We start from the raw sequence: 15,996 nt of genomic DNA, 5'->3' as shown, positions 1-15,996 counted from the left end.
CTTTCACTCCAATCAATTTTTCCAATAGAGAAAAGAGCAAAAGCATTTTGAACAATCTTTTATCTTTTAGGTAACATTATAAAGCTAAAGAAGACATCACCGCTAAATAAATAGCACTCGCAGCAAGAATTGAAGCTGTAACAACTAGCGCAATGCTTCTGTTTCGTTTAATGCTGATAAAAAAAGCCGAAATAAGCAAGGCGGCAAATGCCAGCCAAACGATGCTCATCATAGAGAAATCGAATGTGAGTGCTGGGTTCTCACCAGGATTTAATCCTGTGATAAAAGTAAATAACTTAGACGGTGCCTGCATCTGCAGCGTTTCTGCTACATCATGAGGAGGTGTCTGCTGACTCATAACAGCAGTCGTCACAAACGCTAAAAACAATACAATACCTTCAGCTTTTATCCACTTTAATAATGAAGCAGCACTTGTACCTGTTTTTATTTTCTTCTTTAACCAGACACCATTAATCAAGCTATAAAGCACGATAATAAACAAGAGAATATGCTTGATCAATAACGCTTGACCATAGTCCAGCAAATATCCGTTCACGTATTCAGGCACGATATAAGACATTAACCATAGTCCTGCACCAATAACTGTGAACAAACAGAAAAGTGCCATTGGTGTGAACCACTTGTAAAATGACAAACCAGGACCTTCGCCTCTACTGAAGAAACCGGTCACCAACAATACACCCGTCCATGTAATCACAGCCAGAAAATGAAGTGTGTGGGCTAAAAACCCTAAAGACTCTAAGCTTGCAGCATGACTCGAATAACCAACTGAAATACCCATTCCTGCTAGTAAAAACAAAGCAAGTCCTGCAAAGAATCGGTCTTCTTGTATGTCATTAAATGAAACCATAAAAAATAATAACACCGATATTCCCGTTAAAAACAGCCATCCTTTTCCTACTTCAAAACTAAAAACAATGTTTTGGAAAGTAACCCAATACCCTAAACCTTCTCCTAAATACATAGTGAGCCTTACAAGTTCACCCATTCCGAAGAGCGGTATTAAAGCGATCAGAAATATGATCACCTTTTTTGAAAGGTGGATCACTGGCCGCTTTGTATGTGGAACAGCATATAAAATGAATGCTCCCATTAGAATAGCAAAACAAAAATATAGCATCGCCTTAGCAACAATAAACATGTAACAAACTCCTTCACAACAATCTATGTCTATTGTAGCAGGGAAAAGTAAATGGCGTAAAAATTAAGATTGACAATATGAAGAATTCCCGCAAAAAAGAAAAAGCTAAATCCTGTGACGTTTTTTGTAACGACAAGGAATTAGCTTATAAGAATTTTAAAAAAACTTTAAACCAATAGATACAGTTTGTTATAAGACTTCAATGACAAGTTGATTGGAGTGGAAGATGCGAGACTCCTGCGGGACAAGCGGTCAGGTGAGACCCTTTACGGCGCAAAGCGGCAAGGGGCTCACCGCCTGCCCCGCGGAAAGCGAGCATCTGGAACGGAAATAAACTACTTCCACAGCAGTGTTGTTGAATTATCGATTTCCTCTTTGAACAACTTTGGATAAAAACTTTACTCCGTCACCGTAGCTGAATTTTCTTGCAGCACGTCTAAATTCCTTTAATCCTTTGCGCGTAACGTTAAAATAAGGGTCAATAAGTCCCTCTTCTTTTAGTTGATTTGCTGTTTCAATCGTGATCGAATGTTGAATTTCTCTCATTTTATGATTGAATTGCTCCAGGCTGGCATTTAAGACAAACTCTTTTCCTAATAGTTGTACGATGTCTTTTGCATTTGATGTGTGAGCAGTGTCTTCTTCTATGTATTCATCTGTTATGCTTTCTTGCTCGAACTCTCCTTCATCTTCCTGATCTGCTTCAGGTTCTAATAATGAAGTGATGCGTACGATTTCTTGCTTAGCTAACATGATTTCTTTTTCTTTTTGTAGCAGATAGTCGATGTAATCTTTTTTGTCCTCTTCATGTAGATCTTCTGTTACTAAGCGATTGGTGATTTCTTTTTGTACTTGTTTCATTCTTTTTACTTGATCTTCATGTGAAAGTAATAGGCGTTCAAGCTCTTCTGCTTCTTTATCTGTTATTGGAGCTTCTTCTTGAACTGCAGCTTCAAACTCTGTTTGTTCTGCTGTAACTTGCTTATTTTCATTGTGTAGCGGAAGTACAGATTTCCCTGCTGCTCCGAATGCTTGCAGCGCTTCGTTTACTTTTACATAAAACAAGCTGCAAATACCGATTGCAAAAATGGCTAAGATGAATGCCAGCATATCGGAAAAATCAAACGTAAATTTGGTTACAACAATTTTAAACATGAATACTAGTGAAAATAGACTGATTAAAATGATTTTGAACCAATGATTGCGTAGTTTAATTTTCTCATCTGTTGTTCTCAAATCAATTGCCCCCTTTAAACTCGCTATCCAATAAAGGAATAACCATATAACTATTCGTTATTCATTTGTTTTTTTGACCGCGTAATACCAACAAAAATTAAACAGCTCCCCTTTACAAGGACAGCTGTTCGTCACGTTATTCTATGACACCCGATTCGACAACCTCAACTTCTGTTGTGACATTAATCTTTATATCAGCATATTGTTTTTGGAATTCTTTATAATCCCATCCTTTTTCACGTCGTCTCACTTGATCTCCAAACCCAAGAGGATCGACTTTTAAGCGCTGGAACTTTTTAATGATAGTATTTGCTTCACCATGTACTTGTTTTTTAAATGTTTTCTCTATCAAAGCTATATTAGAGGGTTCCTCCAGATTCAACCAGTGCGGATACTCATGTAATTCTCCAAGAATTTTCATCTTAACGTCAAATTGAGGCACACCATTTACTTTTTTTACTTTGTAGGTTGTTGTTCCTTTTATGTTGCGAACAACGGCATGGCCTTTTCTTTTCCCCTGTTTGACCTCCACTTCATAGTGTCCCGTTTTGGACCCCTCTAAAAGTACTTTAAACGCAAATGACTGCCTATGGTCTAGTTTTCCTACATAATTATCTCCTCTAAAGAGAGCTACGCCTTCTAATTCAATCGCTTTATTTCGTGATTTGATGATAGGCAAAAAAGGGTCAATTCCTTCACCATAATAGCTATAGAGGAACACATGCAGGTTAGTTCTTGGTAAATTCTCAGTACTAATATTTTGTTCAAGCATGTCTGTAATGTACATAGACGGCAAAGGTGCTGCCGTGTAGTTTGAGGTCAACAGTTTGTGCGTACTTCCATTTACAACTGCTAAGTATAAACGGTTTCCTACGTTCGGATCTCGATAAAGAGAATTAACAATCTCCAAGACGCCATTCTCGGCAAATCTGTCATTAAAAAGTACGACACGCAGCTGGCCAGTAGTTAGTGTCTTAGGAGATTGAGTATTCAGCTTTGATCGAATAAACCGGCTTGTATGAGAAACAGCAGTTAGAGTTTCAACGCGGACATTGCCATCTGGATTAAAGATGGGATACGTTATGGTTCCTTTAATATTTTCATCCGGCAGCTCATCAAAGCCGATCGAGTGGATCAGCTGTACTTCGTCAATGATCTGTTTAGGTACACAGCCAGCCAATAGAAGCAATAGAGAAAATAAAAGTATTCTTCCACTTTTGATCATTCGTCTATGTCCTTCTTCTTTCTCATTTCTTTTACTTTATCTTTCGATGGAAGCTGCGTTCCTAATGAGATAGGGCGTTTTAATAATCGATTGTAAGGAAGCCTGAAAACAGTATCCGTCATATCAAGCAGCCTCGGTGGATAGATCGGCTGCATATAAGGTCTTCCAAATGACTCTAAACGTAATAGATGGACTAAGATAAAAGACATAGCCAGTACGATACCCACCCCTCCCCATAATGCAGCAAAAAAGATGAAAGGGAAACGCAGAATCCGGATTGTATTTGCCATTTTATAAATAGGTGTCGTAAACGAAGCCAGGGCTGATAACGAAACGATGATTAACAAAATGTTACTTGTTAGTCCTGCTTCAACAGATGCCTGTCCAATAACAATTCCGCCTACAATTCCAAGTGTTTGACCAACTTTTGTCGGAAGCCTTGCGCCAGCTTCTCGCAGAAGTTCTATCGTTAATTCTAAAAACAAAACTTCTAATATGGGAGGAAACGGAATATTCACACGGGATGAAATTAAAGGAGCCAGTAGATCTTTTGGAATCATCTGATAGTGAAACGTTAGAACAGCTACATAAAGAGGCGTAGCAAACGTTGAGAAAATTACAGATATAAAGCGAATGAACCTGAAGAGTGAGCCCAGTATCCAAGATAAATAATAGTCTTCTGGTGAAGCAAAATATTCAGAAATACCTGTTGGTCCTAAAAGAGCTTGTGGAGAACCTTCAGAAAGAATAGCGATCTGTCCATAGTTCAACATGGCTACCACCCGGTCTGGCCGTTCTGTTGTGATCAACTGGGGAAATACAGACTTGGTGTTATCAGATATGATCTGTTCCAAATAGGAACTGTCTGGAATGATCTCTAGTTCAATATCTTTAATCCTCTGCATGACCGTATTGAGATTCTCTTGTTCTGCTACACCTTCTAGGTAAGCGATAATAACACGCGTTTTTGAAAATTTCCCGATCACGATCTCTTTAAAACGCAGCTCTGGAACGGGCAGTCTTCTTCTGATTAAATACAAGTTGCTGTCCAAGTTCTCAATAAATGCTTCTTTCGGTCCGATAACAGAGAACTCAATTTCGGAAACAGATACAGGACGGTTTGTTGAAAAGTTCTCAGCACGAATAACCGCACATTCTTCGTCATATTCACCTAATTGAACCACAATAAAACCGCGCAGCAGTTTGTTTTGAATCTCTTTAATATCATTTGTGATCGTAACACTTTCAATCGGCAAAATATCTTTTAAGTCTTTTATCGATTTAAAATCCTTATTGTGAATCAAATAGGGCAATACATCACGATGAAGAAGTTCTCCATCGATCATCGCTTTGTAATAAGAGATGAAAATATTGTGATGGACAGTCTTTTGGGGATAATGGATAAAGTCAGCCGATTCCATAGAGTTATCAATTAATTCTCTAATATTACCGTATGTATTGTTGGATAAATCTATAGTATGTGATTGTTCTTTTGGTTTCTTTTTTAACCATTTCATCATGATGTCCATCACCTCTTTTCACCTCTTAATATGAGAAAAGAATCAATGAAATATACAAAAAAGCATTCCGCTTGTAAGCAGGAATGCTTTAATATACTAGTCTGTTAAGCCCCGAGGGAGCCATTTTTAAACAAGGGCAGTTTCAATATTATGACTGATAAATGTACCAACATCCTCACCTGTACAAATCTTGAGGAAAGAGCCTTCTTGGTTAAAATCAAAAAGGTGAATCGGCAATCCATGATCACGTGCCAAAATGAGAGCAGATTGATCCATCACTTTTAAGTTATTGCGAATGGCTTCGTCATAATGTAATGTTGCGTACTTCCTCGCCTGCTTGAATCGATTAGGATCACTGTCATACACCCCATCAACTCCTTGCTTCGCACAAAGGATTGCATCACAATTCATTTCAAGTGCTCGTTGGACCGCAGGATAGTCGGTCGTTACGTAAGGCTGGCCATTACCGCCAGCGAAAATGACAACATACCCTTTGTTTAAATGGTGAACTGCTCTTAATCGAATATACGGCTCTGCTACTGCACTGATCGGAACTGAACTCAACACTCTCACTTCTTGATTCATTTTACTTTTTAAGACGCCTCTAAGCATTAAGCTGTTGATTATGGTTCCTAGCGTTCCAATCTGGTCAGCTTCTACCCTTTCAATTCCCCAATACTCTGCTAGATTGCCTCTGAAAATATTACCTCCGCCCACCACGATAGCGACTTCAATACCTTTTTCAATTACGGACAAAACTTCTTTTGCGATGTGATTTAGAGAAAGATGATCAAACCCAGTTCCCTGCTGACCTGCCAGAGCTCCGCCACTTAGTTTAATAAGTACTCGTTTATAACGCATCTGCTTTCCCTCCATTTCTTCATGCACAAAAAAAGAACAAATGACAATCAATACGTCATCTGTTCTTATATTTAAACGGCGGATATGTGAAATTAAGTGTGTATTTCTTTTTTTGTAAGAATCCCATCACAATCCGCCTCCTTTTTCTTTCAACATTATATACACACCAGCTTGGGTAAGTGAAGCAAAAGATATTTTGTTTAAGAAAAATGAGTCAGGACTAATGATGATAACAGACCTAGCGATGTAATAAATCCAACAGCTACACCCGCATCCTCATGTGCTTCCGGAAGCATCGTAGAAGATACCATTGCCATTATGGCTCCACCCGCAAAGGCACCAATCAATGATAATGTAGCAACAGATGCCTGTTCTAAAAAAACAAAGCCCAAAAAAGCAGCAAAGGACGATATTAAAAAAACAGAAATCCACATGCCGATAATTTTGCGTTTCGAAAAACCTTCTTTTAATAATCCAATCGAGCTGGATAACCCTTCAGGAAAGTTGCTTAAAAAGATGGCAACAACAAGCAGCCAGCTTACTTTACTATGATCGATTAAGCTTGCTCCTATCAGAACGGATTCAGGAATGGCATCAAGCAGTGTACCAAAAAAGATGGTCATGCCTACACCTTTTGTTTTCTTATCTCCTGATTTTTTCCTTTCGTGTCCACCTTTTTTTGCAAGAATACTATTAATCACTGTAAAGATGGTTGAACCTAGAATAAACCCAATGGCTGCAACCATTAAATTGCTTTGTTCAACTGCTTCTATTAACAGTTCGAAGGAAACAGCTCCTATTAAAATGCCTGTACCAAAAGCCATGACCCATGCTGTCCATTTTTTTGGAATATGAAAAGCGAGTGCTGCAAAACATCCTAAAAGGACAGCAGAACCTGCTATTCCTCCCCAAAAAGCGGCCTGTAGCATTCTTTTCAGACTCCTCTCGTTTTTTATCAACTTGTCCGTAATCTTATTCATCTATTCACTTCAAACGTCCCAAAAATGAATACACCAGGCACTAAATACCAGGTTAAACGATAATTGTATGCTTGAATTAGACAGTTATGAAACAATGTTCTTTCAATAAAACAAACAAAATTATTTTCTCGTTAATTGACACTCACGGTTGATGCAGTGTTTGAACCGATGAAAAATGACTCACAAAGGTTAAGGTTCACCCTTCATGAGTCATTTCCATTCTCCTATTTATTTATGGATTAAAAATCATTTCTTTTTGGATCGTTCTTGTTGATGCCAAATTCATCGCTTGGTGTGTTCAAGTGATTAAATTGTCTATCTTTTGCGATAGTATGAGGCTTATCAAGGTTTGTAGTTGTTGTTGTCACATCTTGCTGTTTTGAAGAATCTGTACGGAAATCTTTTAAAGATGTCTTATCTTTCCACTCTGCAGGGTCAGGACTTCCGATCGTTGTATGTTCCATTCGTCTTCCCCATTTATTAAGCGTACGACCAGCTGCATCTCGTCCACCTAGTCCAAAAGCAAGACCAAAAGCAAGTGTGAATCCACCTAGGATTAAAATGAACGCAGCATTTACGATTGTTTTTGCTACTCCAAGCTGATCCAGAGCCATGAAGAACGCAAGTGTAATAATCGTATACTTTGCAATATTGCCAAGCAGCTTGCCTTCCGCCTGTTGTTTTACCATGCTTTGAACGACACGTTTTACTAGGTCTCCTGCATAGAATCCGATTCCTAGTACCAACACTGCCGTTAACACCATCGGGATATAGGCTAGTACAACCGATAGAATACTAACTAAACTTTCAAGATTAACCAGTTGAAGTGCTTCAATTGTAAAGAGCAATACGACAACAACCTGAGCGGCATACCCAATGATTTGTGAGATGGTAAATGTACGATCTGTCTTATGAAGAGATCCTAGACCCATCTTGTGAAAAATACCATTGAATCCAACTCGTTCTAATAATGAAGTAACTGCTTTTTTCACCCATTTGCCTAGCCATAAACCTACAGCTACTAGGATGATGGCTACGATAATATTCGGAATCATGTCCATGATTTGACCTAACATTCCGATTGCAGGTCCAGAAATTCCGTTGATGTCCAATGTTTCAAGTGCAGAAATAACAACAGGAATTAAGATAAATACGTATACGATTGTTCCAATTAGCTGAGAAAGAGATGTTTTCTCTAAAGCGCGCTCAGCACCTATTTTATCTGCTAAACGGTCTGTACCGATGCTTTGAAGGAAGTTTACCAAAATCTCCTTAACGATTTTAGCTACTAGCCATCCAACAAAAAGAATAATGGCTGCTCCAAGAAGTTTTGGCAAGAAAGCGAAGAATCCTGTCAGCATGCCTTCTAATGGCTCAGAAATTGCATCAATTCCTAAAGCGGATAATACTGCAGGCAGGAATAATAGTAAGGTAAGGTAAAATACTGCTTTTGAAGCTGAGATAACAGCTTTGTCAGATTGACTTGGATCTCGAGTAAGCTTCCAGCGGTGCAATAATCTTTCAAAACCAGTGTTTTGTCCTAATTTTTTCACAAGTATGGATAAACCTGATGCGATCAGCCAAGCAACAGCTGCGATTAGTGCTGCTTTTAATAAGTTAGGAATCGCTGCTGCAATCACACCTAAAGCGTTTGAGATCGGCTGAGCTACATACGGAAGGCTAAGCATGTTTAAGAACATAACAATCGCTACAGCCATAAGAATCCAAAATACAACTTTACTTATAACTTCTTCAGAAGAATACTTACTGGATCTCGTTTGTTCAACGTGTTCCCCATCTGAATCAGGTCTCATCCACTTTGCGACTTTATTGTCAAAGTCAGTTTTGTGGAGAGCTTTTTTGACTGCTTTGGCTACTAAAGAAGCGATAAGCCAGCCAATTAATAAAACTAAAATAGCTAGAAGCAAATCTGGCAATCTTCCTAAGTAAGCCATCCACGAATCCGTTACTCCATTGTAATCGTACATATTCTTCCTCCTTTTTTTAGGTACATTTATTGACCTCTACATAAGCTCTACTTTCCCAAACACTTAAGCAACTAAACTAGAACCACTTAAATTAAGAACAAGGATATATTTTACAAATTAAAGAAGTTTAGATATAATGCGTATATTGCATACATGTGCAAACGTTTTCAAAAGGAGAGGGATAATATGTGGATTTCAATCATACAATCGAAATAATTTTATATCCCTTTAAAACCTGACGTGTCAGATCGTGAGCTAAAAAATTTATATATGCACACATACCCGCAGGAGCTTGTCTGTGGTTTTTTTGTGTTCATTTTTAAGGAGATTTCACATGATCGTTGTAAAAAAACTCGAAAAGCATTATAAAATCGCAAAACGGGATCCTGGTTTAAGAGGAGCCGTAAAATCATTGTTTCATAGAAAATATGAAACGAAAAAAGCTGTTAAAGGAATTAGCATGCACATTGAATCAGGCGAAATGGTTGGATACATCGGAGCGAATGGTGCAGGCAAGTCCACAACGATAAAGATGCTAACCGGAATTTTAACGCCTACCTCCGGCGAAGTGAAAGTGAACGGAATCATTCCCTATGAAAATAGGAAACAAAACGCTAGCCATATTGGTGCCGTTTTCGGTCAGCGGACACAATTATTCTGGGATATCCCTGTTCGAGAAAGCTACGAACTGCTAAAACACATCTATGAGATTCCTCAAAAGCAATATGAAGAAACGTTAGCGGAATTCGTTAATGTCCTTCATTTAGAGCCATTGTTAGGCATCCCAGTAAGGCAGCTATCGTTAGGGCAGAAAATGCGCTGTGAACTCGCCGCTGCTTTTTTACATCGTCCAAAAGTCGTGTACTTGGATGAACCTACAATCGGATTAGACGTTGCGGTTAAGGTTCGAATCCGCAACTTCATAAAGCAGATGAACACTAGGTACGGCACAACCGTGCTATTAACCACACATGATATGCAAGACATCGAGGAGATCTGTCAGCGCATTATCATTATTGACGATGGCAGTGTGATATACGATGGATCCATTCAGGACATTAAATCACAATTTGGTGATAAGCGTGTGATTCAGTTTGAGCTAGAGCATTCAATCGATGATTTTGTGCTGCCTGAAGAGATCAATTCAGTGACTGAAATCATTCCTAGAACAGATGAAGATCACCATCTTGTATCCATCTCGTTCAGCAACAAAGATATTTCAGGAGCGGAAGTCATCAGCTGTATGATGAGGCATTATCCCGTCGCAGACTTAACGATTACCGACGCAAAGATCGAAACAATCGTAGAAGAGATTTACGGAAAAGGGATGAAAGGTAAGGTGCAGCATGAGGAAATACATTGAGTTTGCCCGTGTTCAGATGCAAGTTCATGCTGCCTATTCAGCATGGTTTTGGGCAAATACCTTCTCCGTTCTTTTAAGAATGCTTGTAATCTATTTTTTTTGGAAAGCCGTTTATAGCAGCCGAACGGAAATAGAAGGTCTGCCATTTGATAGCATGATTACGTATATCATTATCGCGATGTTTTTACAGATGTTCGTTTCAGGTGTGGGTCAAGAACTCGCCCATACTATAAAAGACGGTAATGTAGCAATCGAACTCATGCGTCCATATCACCTTATCACTCGGTTGATCGCGATGGATATGGGGGACAAAATTATCCACTTTATACGCGGAGCACTGCCTCTTGGCATACTTGCGTTTGTTTTTATGGATATAGCACTGCCAACTACGTGGCAAGGCGGCTTATTATTTTTGATTAGCGCACTAATGGGAATCTGGATCGGAACATTTTTTGACCTGCTGATCGCAATTCTTGCCTTTTGGACGATTAACCTTTGGGGACTTGAAGTGATGAAAGAAGCGGTAATCTCGTTTTTTTCCGGGGCACTCGTTCCGCTTATATTATTTCCTGAATGGTTTCAAACGGTAAGTCTATTCCTTCCGTTTCAAGCAATGGTCTATGTTCCGGTAGCGATTTATACTGGCATCTTAACAGGAACAGAAGCATGGCTTGCGCTAGGATCACAAGTCTTTTGGGCTGTCTTACTCTTTGTTTTGTTAAGGATTCTATGGTCGATTGCGATTAAAAAGGTAACGATTTTTGGAGGATAGGAGGTGACGTGCATGTTGACACGGTACATGAAATTATATTATTTGTTCTGCAAACAAAATTTAAAAGTAATGATGGAATATAGGATGGATTTTCTGCTTGGTGTCTTGTCAGTTATGCTTCAGCAGTTTGCAGGAATCTTCTTTGTTAAAATTGTGTTCGATCATATTCATCAGTTGAACGGCTGGACGTTTTACGAGATTCTATTCATATACGGAATTGCGGCTACTGGCCGGTCCATCCACCATATATTCTTTGATAATTTGTGGACGCTTGGCTGGCAGTACATAAGACCGGGAAAGTTTGATCGTCTCCTCATCCGTCCGATCAATCCGTTGTTCCACTTTATTGCAGATCGGCTTCAGCAGGACGGATTTGGACAGCTGTTTATCGGCATCATCGTAATCAGTACGGCCATTCCGCATCTGGATGTTTCGTGGGGAGTATTGGAGTTCCTTATTCTTGTTATCATGATTATTGCATCTGGTTTTATTTTTGTAGCGATTAATCTATTCTTTGCAACGTTATCCTTTTGGATGGTTGATAGCCTGCCAATCGTGTGGACGATCTTTAACTTAAGTGATTTTGCCCGCTATCCTTTAACAATCTACCATAAAGGCATTCGACACTTGCTTACATGGATCATTCCATACGGCTTTACCGCATTTTATCCTGCAGCTTATTTTATTGAGGGCTCAGGTTTCGAGAAGCTTGCATTGTTAACACCTGTTGTTGCGATTGTTTCATGCGTGATTGCCTACTGGTTTTGGAATAGAGGGTTAAGAGCCTTTACGAGTACGGGGAGTTAAACTCTAACTTTGGGTGGTTATTTGTGCTCATGCAGAAGCAGCGTGCACCCCAGTTGGCTGCAAAATCCTTGTGAGAAAAACAGAGGAATTGTGATCACATAAAAAAAGGATATTATCACATAAAAAACGTGGCTCATCACATAAAAAATACAGGTCATCACATAAAAAAGCTGATTATCATATAAAATGATCAAATTAGCAAGAACCTGTCTTCCTTAGAAAGAATGAAAAAAGCTGGAATTTTCCGTCGATAGTCCAACGGTTTTCCAGCTTTTTTCTTTATTTCTTAATCACACCGCACAGAACTCGGTCTCCTGAATTTCCTGCAGGATCTGTCTTATAATCATCTGCCTTATCATGAATTACAAGCGAGGTGCCGCCGTTTGCAAATAGTGAGTTACTCTTGCCCTCTAAAAGAGTCACAAGATTAGATAGAACTTCGTCTTGAACAACACCGCTTTTGTTTGCCTTCACATTTTGGATATCACCTACATGAGGGCCTTTCGGATTAAGAAACCCATGCTTTTTTTCTGTTGGATTAAAGTGTGGTCCGGCTGATTTGAAATCTGGTGGTGTACATATTGCTTCTTGATGAAAGTGAATGCCATGTTCGCCTGGTTTTAATCCTGTTGCGTTCACCTCAACTTTAACTCCATCCGCTGTTTGTGTTAAAGTTGCTTCTCCCGCTTTATCACCTTTTGAATTAATAAGATTCACAATGTAAGATCCGCCCTTTACCTTGCTGGATGCCGCTTGAGATGCGGCTTTGGATTCTTCCATATCATGATTTTTATGTTCATCGTCTTTATTCTTGTTTCCACACGATGCTAGAACAATAACCAGCATCATGAATAACAGAATGCTTGCAAATTTTTTCAACACTCTTACCTCCTGATGATTAGCGAATAATACATTTTCCGCCCAATCATCAGAACTTTAAACCTTTATTTTAAAAAAAGTGTTTCGAGCTCCCTTTCAGTCACTTCCTCGCCCTGTTTCTCTACATAGTAAGCTTTTGCGTTCTCTCTTGAACTAACCACTTTGTGCAGTTTTCCATCAATAAAGTGAAGTGCTGCTCCATCATCTGCTGCAAATCCTGGCTTTAATCCATTCTCAATAAGTCCATGATAAGCGGGTCTTCGTTCTGCCTCACCATCATAATGGGGGCAATGACTTCCAGACAGAAAGCCTAGACATTCCAGCTTAGTAAGTGGGCCAAATGAATCGGTCACACCTTCTTCAAACCAGCAAAGAGAACCTGCACTAAGACCGGCTAATAGTTTCCCATCTTCATATGCCGTTTTTAAAAGAACATCTAATCCCCATTCTTTCCACAGAGCGAGGAGGTTTTTTGTATTGCCTCCGCCGACATAAAAAATATCCTGCTGATTCATGAAATCCTTCAGATCTATAGGAGGAGAAAAGAGCGACAAATGTGATGGCACGCAGTTTCCAGCTTCAAAAGCTTTGTAAAAGCGATCAATATATCCATCCGCATCTCCACTCGCTGTTGGTACAAAACAAATACGCGGTTTATCCGCTTTACATTGCTGAAGAATATAATGATCCAGTCGTTTATTTTCAGGTTCCATGGAAAAGCCGCCGCCCCCCATGGCAATAATTTGTTTCATGGTGTTATTCACTCCTTTAATCTACGTTTTCGGGGAATACCACCCTTTTTCCTGTTGCAGTTGTGTTCATTTTTTTCTTCAGAATGACACTGACTTGATTAGGGGCAGGTCATCACGTGAAAACAAAGCTTGATCAAGGAAAAATTTTAACTTATCACGGTAAAATAGATAAAAATCACGGAATAAAGTCCAATCATCACGGAAAAGAAATTTAGTGTACACCTCGAAAAGACACCTCATTACAAAAAACCAGCAGACTAAGACATCTACTGGTGTTCACCTTTACACATCTCTTCTTAACGCTTTTAATACATCTACCGTGGTAGCTTTTGCTGCAGGCCTCCAACCCGATAACAGCGTTACGCCCATACAAATCGTTACGGCAATCACCGTCAGGCTCCATGGGATATAAGATAGAATGAAATCTTCAGGTGGCTTTTCGTTTAAGAACTGCTCAATGATAATTGGAAGAGCAAAATTGACTCCATAGCTAATCAAATATGCCAGCAATGTACCTAATCCCACTCCCCATAGACCGATATACCCGCTTTCTAACAGGAAAATGCGTTTAATGGTTTTAGGAGTTGCACCAATGGCTTTCATTATACCTATATCCTGTGAGCGTTCCGTAACAGCCATCGTCATCGTATTAAAAATACCGATGGAGGCAATTAGAACAGCAATTCCACCGATAAAAATTAGACCCGCCTTAAACAAAGTAAAATAAAGGTTAAGCTCCTTTAATTCGCTAGCAACAGAATAAGTTAATAAATTCATCTTCTCAATTACTTCAGAAACTGCTTTTACCTCTTCCGCTGAAGACGTATACACTTTTACATCGTCATATCCTTCCTCCACTGTACCTTCATTCTTATCTCTCTCGTTTTTTCCAAATAGGGTATGAACTACCTCTTTTCGAAGATCCTCCGTAATATAAGCATCTGTAACAATAGCCCACTTCTTTGTCGGTTTTTTTCCAATCCCAACTACTTTAACTTCTACCGAAAGATTTTTTGCATTTTGATCCTTATTTTCAGAAGGGGTCAAATGGTAAGTGAGGGTTTTTCCTATTAAGTCTTCTTTGTATATTAATTCTTTATGTTTTTCCTGTGATTCTTCCTCGCTCAACCCTTCAAAATAATCTTCAGGCGCTTTTTTTGTTAATTGTTCCGCAAAATGATAACCGACTACGATTTCATTCTTATTTTCAGGTAAACGACCACGGTCTAGTTCAAAGCCAGCTTTGATCTCAGACGGCATATGTGCACTAAAAACAGTAGTGTTAATCATGTAATCACCGAGCATAAACTCGTTTGCGGGTGTATGCTTTTTGCGTGTGACCGCCTTTACATCTTTCATCTTCTCTAATTTCTTCACTTCTTTATCAGTTATCATACCGTTTTCTTTTTGGATTTGGATTTCGTTCATCAACCGGTAACTCATCACATCATCTACAGCTGTCTTATGGATGGCAAAGCCTACTGAGGCGAGCATAATTAAAAAGGCACAGCCGATCGTTGAAGCGAGAATCGTCATCCAGACACGTGTTCTGTTTCTTTTCATATTACTTCTGACAAAACGGTGCTTATCTTTGAACTTCACGAAGCATTCTCCCTTCTCTTAAGTACCCGTCTACAATCTCCACTTTACGGTGGGCAATGGAAGCTACTTCATGATCATGTGTAATCATTAGAAACGTAATTCCATAGTTTTCATTTAATTCTTTTATAAAAGTTAAAAGTTCTCTCTCGTTTTCAGAATCCAAACTTCCTGTTGGTTCATCAGCCAATATGAGTGGAGGGTTTAAGATCAATGCTCTTGCTATACTAACACGCTGCTGCTGCCCGCCTGAAAGTTCTCCTGGATAATGACTCTGATACTGTTCCAACCCGACCCTTTTCAACATTTCGTTCGTCCGTTCTTTTCTATCTTTCTCGTTACACCCTTTTAAAACCAACGGAAGTTCTACGTTTTCATAAGCTGTCATGCTAGGGATAAGCTGAAAACTTTGAAAAATAAATCCAAGGTGATTTAAGCGAAATTCTGCCCACTTTGATTCTGACAAACTACTAACTTGTGTCCCGTTAATGGAAATCACACCAGTTTCAGCTTGAATGAATCCTGATATTAAGTTTAATAATGTTGACTTCCCAGAACCGCTCCTTCCAACAATCGCCACGATTTCTCCCTCTCCCACATGCAGATTCACATCATGCAGAACAGGAATCACATTCTCCTTTTCTTTCTTTCCAATTTTAAAAGCATAGGATAAATTTTTAACTTTAATCACAGATCCACCTCATTTGTATTAAGTGTACTATTAGTTATAATACACATATACCACGTTATGTAATTATCTGTCAATATGTCCCAATAAGTTTTTAAAAGATATTTATGACGTTGGCTTCACACTTTTATAGAATCTCTAACTTAAATAATGTCCATCTTTGT

General features: G+C 39.0%; 15 protein-coding genes. 4 read left to right on the top strand and 11 right to left on the bottom strand.

The genetic code is table 11. The features are described 5' to 3' along the window. Nucleotides 1-76 precede the first annotated feature (76 nt). Nucleotides 77-1,162, bottom strand: a complete 1,086-nt coding sequence (locus P8610_RS09625; RefSeq protein WP_394604209.1) for a copper resistance D family protein — start codon at nt 1,160-1,162, stop codon at nt 77-79. 219 nt (nt 1,163-1,381) lie between these two features. Here P8610_RS09625 and P8610_RS09620 point away from each other — a divergent pair, with 219 nt between their 5' ends. Then, nucleotides 1,382-1,555: a hypothetical protein gene (locus P8610_RS09620; protein ID WP_394604208.1), complete on the top strand. Its 174-nt coding sequence runs from the start codon at nt 1,382-1,384 to the stop codon at nt 1,553-1,555. On the opposite strand, the gene P8610_RS09615 is transcribed toward P8610_RS09620, so the two are convergent. The 6 genes from P8610_RS09615 to P8610_RS09590 all read right to left on the bottom strand — a co-directional run bounded on the left by P8610_RS09615 (nt 1,523) and on the right by P8610_RS09590 (nt 8,972). Beyond that, on the bottom strand, nt 1,523-2,398 hold the full coding sequence (locus P8610_RS09615; protein WP_394604207.1) for a hypothetical protein: 876 nt from the start codon (nt 2,396-2,398) through the stop codon (nt 1,523-1,525). The two genes, P8610_RS09620 and P8610_RS09615, sit on opposite strands and share 33 nt — an antisense overlap. A gap of 136 nt (nt 2,399-2,534) precedes the next feature. Continuing rightward, nucleotides 2,535-3,623: a Ger(x)C family spore germination protein gene (locus tag P8610_RS09610; RefSeq protein WP_394604206.1), complete on the bottom strand. Its 1,089-nt coding sequence runs from the start codon at nt 3,621-3,623 to the stop codon at nt 2,535-2,537. Next, on the bottom strand, nt 3,620-5,143 hold the full coding sequence (locus P8610_RS09605) for a spore germination protein (RefSeq protein WP_289494589.1): 1,524 nt from the start codon (nt 5,141-5,143) through the stop codon (nt 3,620-3,622). The genes P8610_RS09610 and P8610_RS09605 overlap by 4 nt, the downstream gene beginning before the upstream one ends. 126 nt (nt 5,144-5,269) lie before the next feature. Then, nucleotides 5,270-6,004 carry a UMP kinase gene (gene pyrH, locus P8610_RS09600; protein WP_289494588.1) on the bottom strand — a complete coding sequence of 245 codons (735 nt, stop codon included), beginning with the start codon at nt 6,002-6,004 and terminating at the stop codon, nt 5,270-5,272. Between the two features lie 200 nt (nt 6,005-6,204). After that, entirely contained in the window at nt 6,205-6,933 is a 729-nt protein-coding gene (locus P8610_RS09595; RefSeq protein ID WP_289494587.1) for a ZIP family metal transporter, read from the bottom strand. A 290-nt stretch (nt 6,934-7,223) separates the two neighbouring features. Next, the gene (locus P8610_RS09590; protein ID WP_394604205.1) at nt 7,224-8,972 is read right to left on the bottom strand and encodes a mechanosensitive ion channel; all 1,749 of its coding nucleotides are present in this window, start codon (nt 8,970-8,972) and stop codon (nt 7,224-7,226) included. Between the two features lie 334 nt (nt 8,973-9,306). On the opposite strand from P8610_RS09590, the gene P8610_RS09585 reads away from it, so the two are divergent. From P8610_RS09585 to P8610_RS09575, 3 genes are read left to right on the top strand one after another with little or no spacing between them, the layout of a single operon-like run. Continuing rightward, nucleotides 9,307-10,335 (top strand): ABC transporter ATP-binding protein, encoded by a 1,029-nt coding sequence (locus P8610_RS09585; RefSeq protein ID WP_394604204.1) that lies wholly within the window; start codon nt 9,307-9,309, stop codon nt 10,333-10,335. Beyond that, the gene (locus tag P8610_RS09580) at nt 10,319-11,107 is read left to right on the top strand and encodes an ABC transporter permease (RefSeq protein ID WP_394604203.1); all 789 of its coding nucleotides are present in this window, start codon (nt 10,319-10,321) and stop codon (nt 11,105-11,107) included. The genes P8610_RS09585 and P8610_RS09580 overlap by 17 nt, the downstream gene beginning before the upstream one ends. 12 nt (nt 11,108-11,119) lie before the next feature. Then, nucleotides 11,120-11,914, top strand: a complete 795-nt coding sequence (locus P8610_RS09575; protein WP_394604202.1) for an ABC transporter permease — start codon at nt 11,120-11,122, stop codon at nt 11,912-11,914. Between the two features lie 279 nt (nt 11,915-12,193). Here P8610_RS09575 and P8610_RS09570 read toward each other — a convergent pair whose 3' ends face one another. The 4 genes from P8610_RS09570 to P8610_RS09555 form a co-directional block, all read right to left on the bottom strand. Continuing rightward, a complete protein-coding gene (locus tag P8610_RS09570) occupies nt 12,194-12,793 on the bottom strand; it encodes a superoxide dismutase family protein (RefSeq protein ID WP_394604201.1) in 600 nt (199 codons plus the stop codon). 65 nt (nt 12,794-12,858) lie between these two features. Beyond that, nucleotides 12,859-13,545, bottom strand: coding sequence for a Type 1 glutamine amidotransferase-like domain-containing protein (locus P8610_RS09565; RefSeq protein ID WP_394604199.1), 687 nt, complete (start codon nt 13,543-13,545; stop codon nt 12,859-12,861). Nucleotides 13,546-13,827: 282 nt separating this feature from the next. Next, nucleotides 13,828-15,147, bottom strand: coding sequence for an ABC transporter permease (locus P8610_RS09560; protein ID WP_394604198.1), 1,320 nt, complete (start codon nt 15,145-15,147; stop codon nt 13,828-13,830). Beyond that, nucleotides 15,131-15,835, bottom strand: coding sequence for an ABC transporter ATP-binding protein (locus tag P8610_RS09555; protein WP_394604197.1), 705 nt, complete (start codon nt 15,833-15,835; stop codon nt 15,131-15,133). Before P8610_RS09555 ends, P8610_RS09560 begins: the two co-directional genes overlap by 17 nt. Nucleotides 15,836-15,996: the final 161 nt, after the last annotated feature.

The organism is Fictibacillus sp. UD, from assembly GCF_043558025.1.
Taxonomy (GTDB): domain Bacteria; phylum Bacillota; class Bacilli; order Bacillales; family Fictibacillaceae; genus Fictibacillus.
This window is presented reverse-complemented; position numbering and strand designations above follow the sequence as displayed.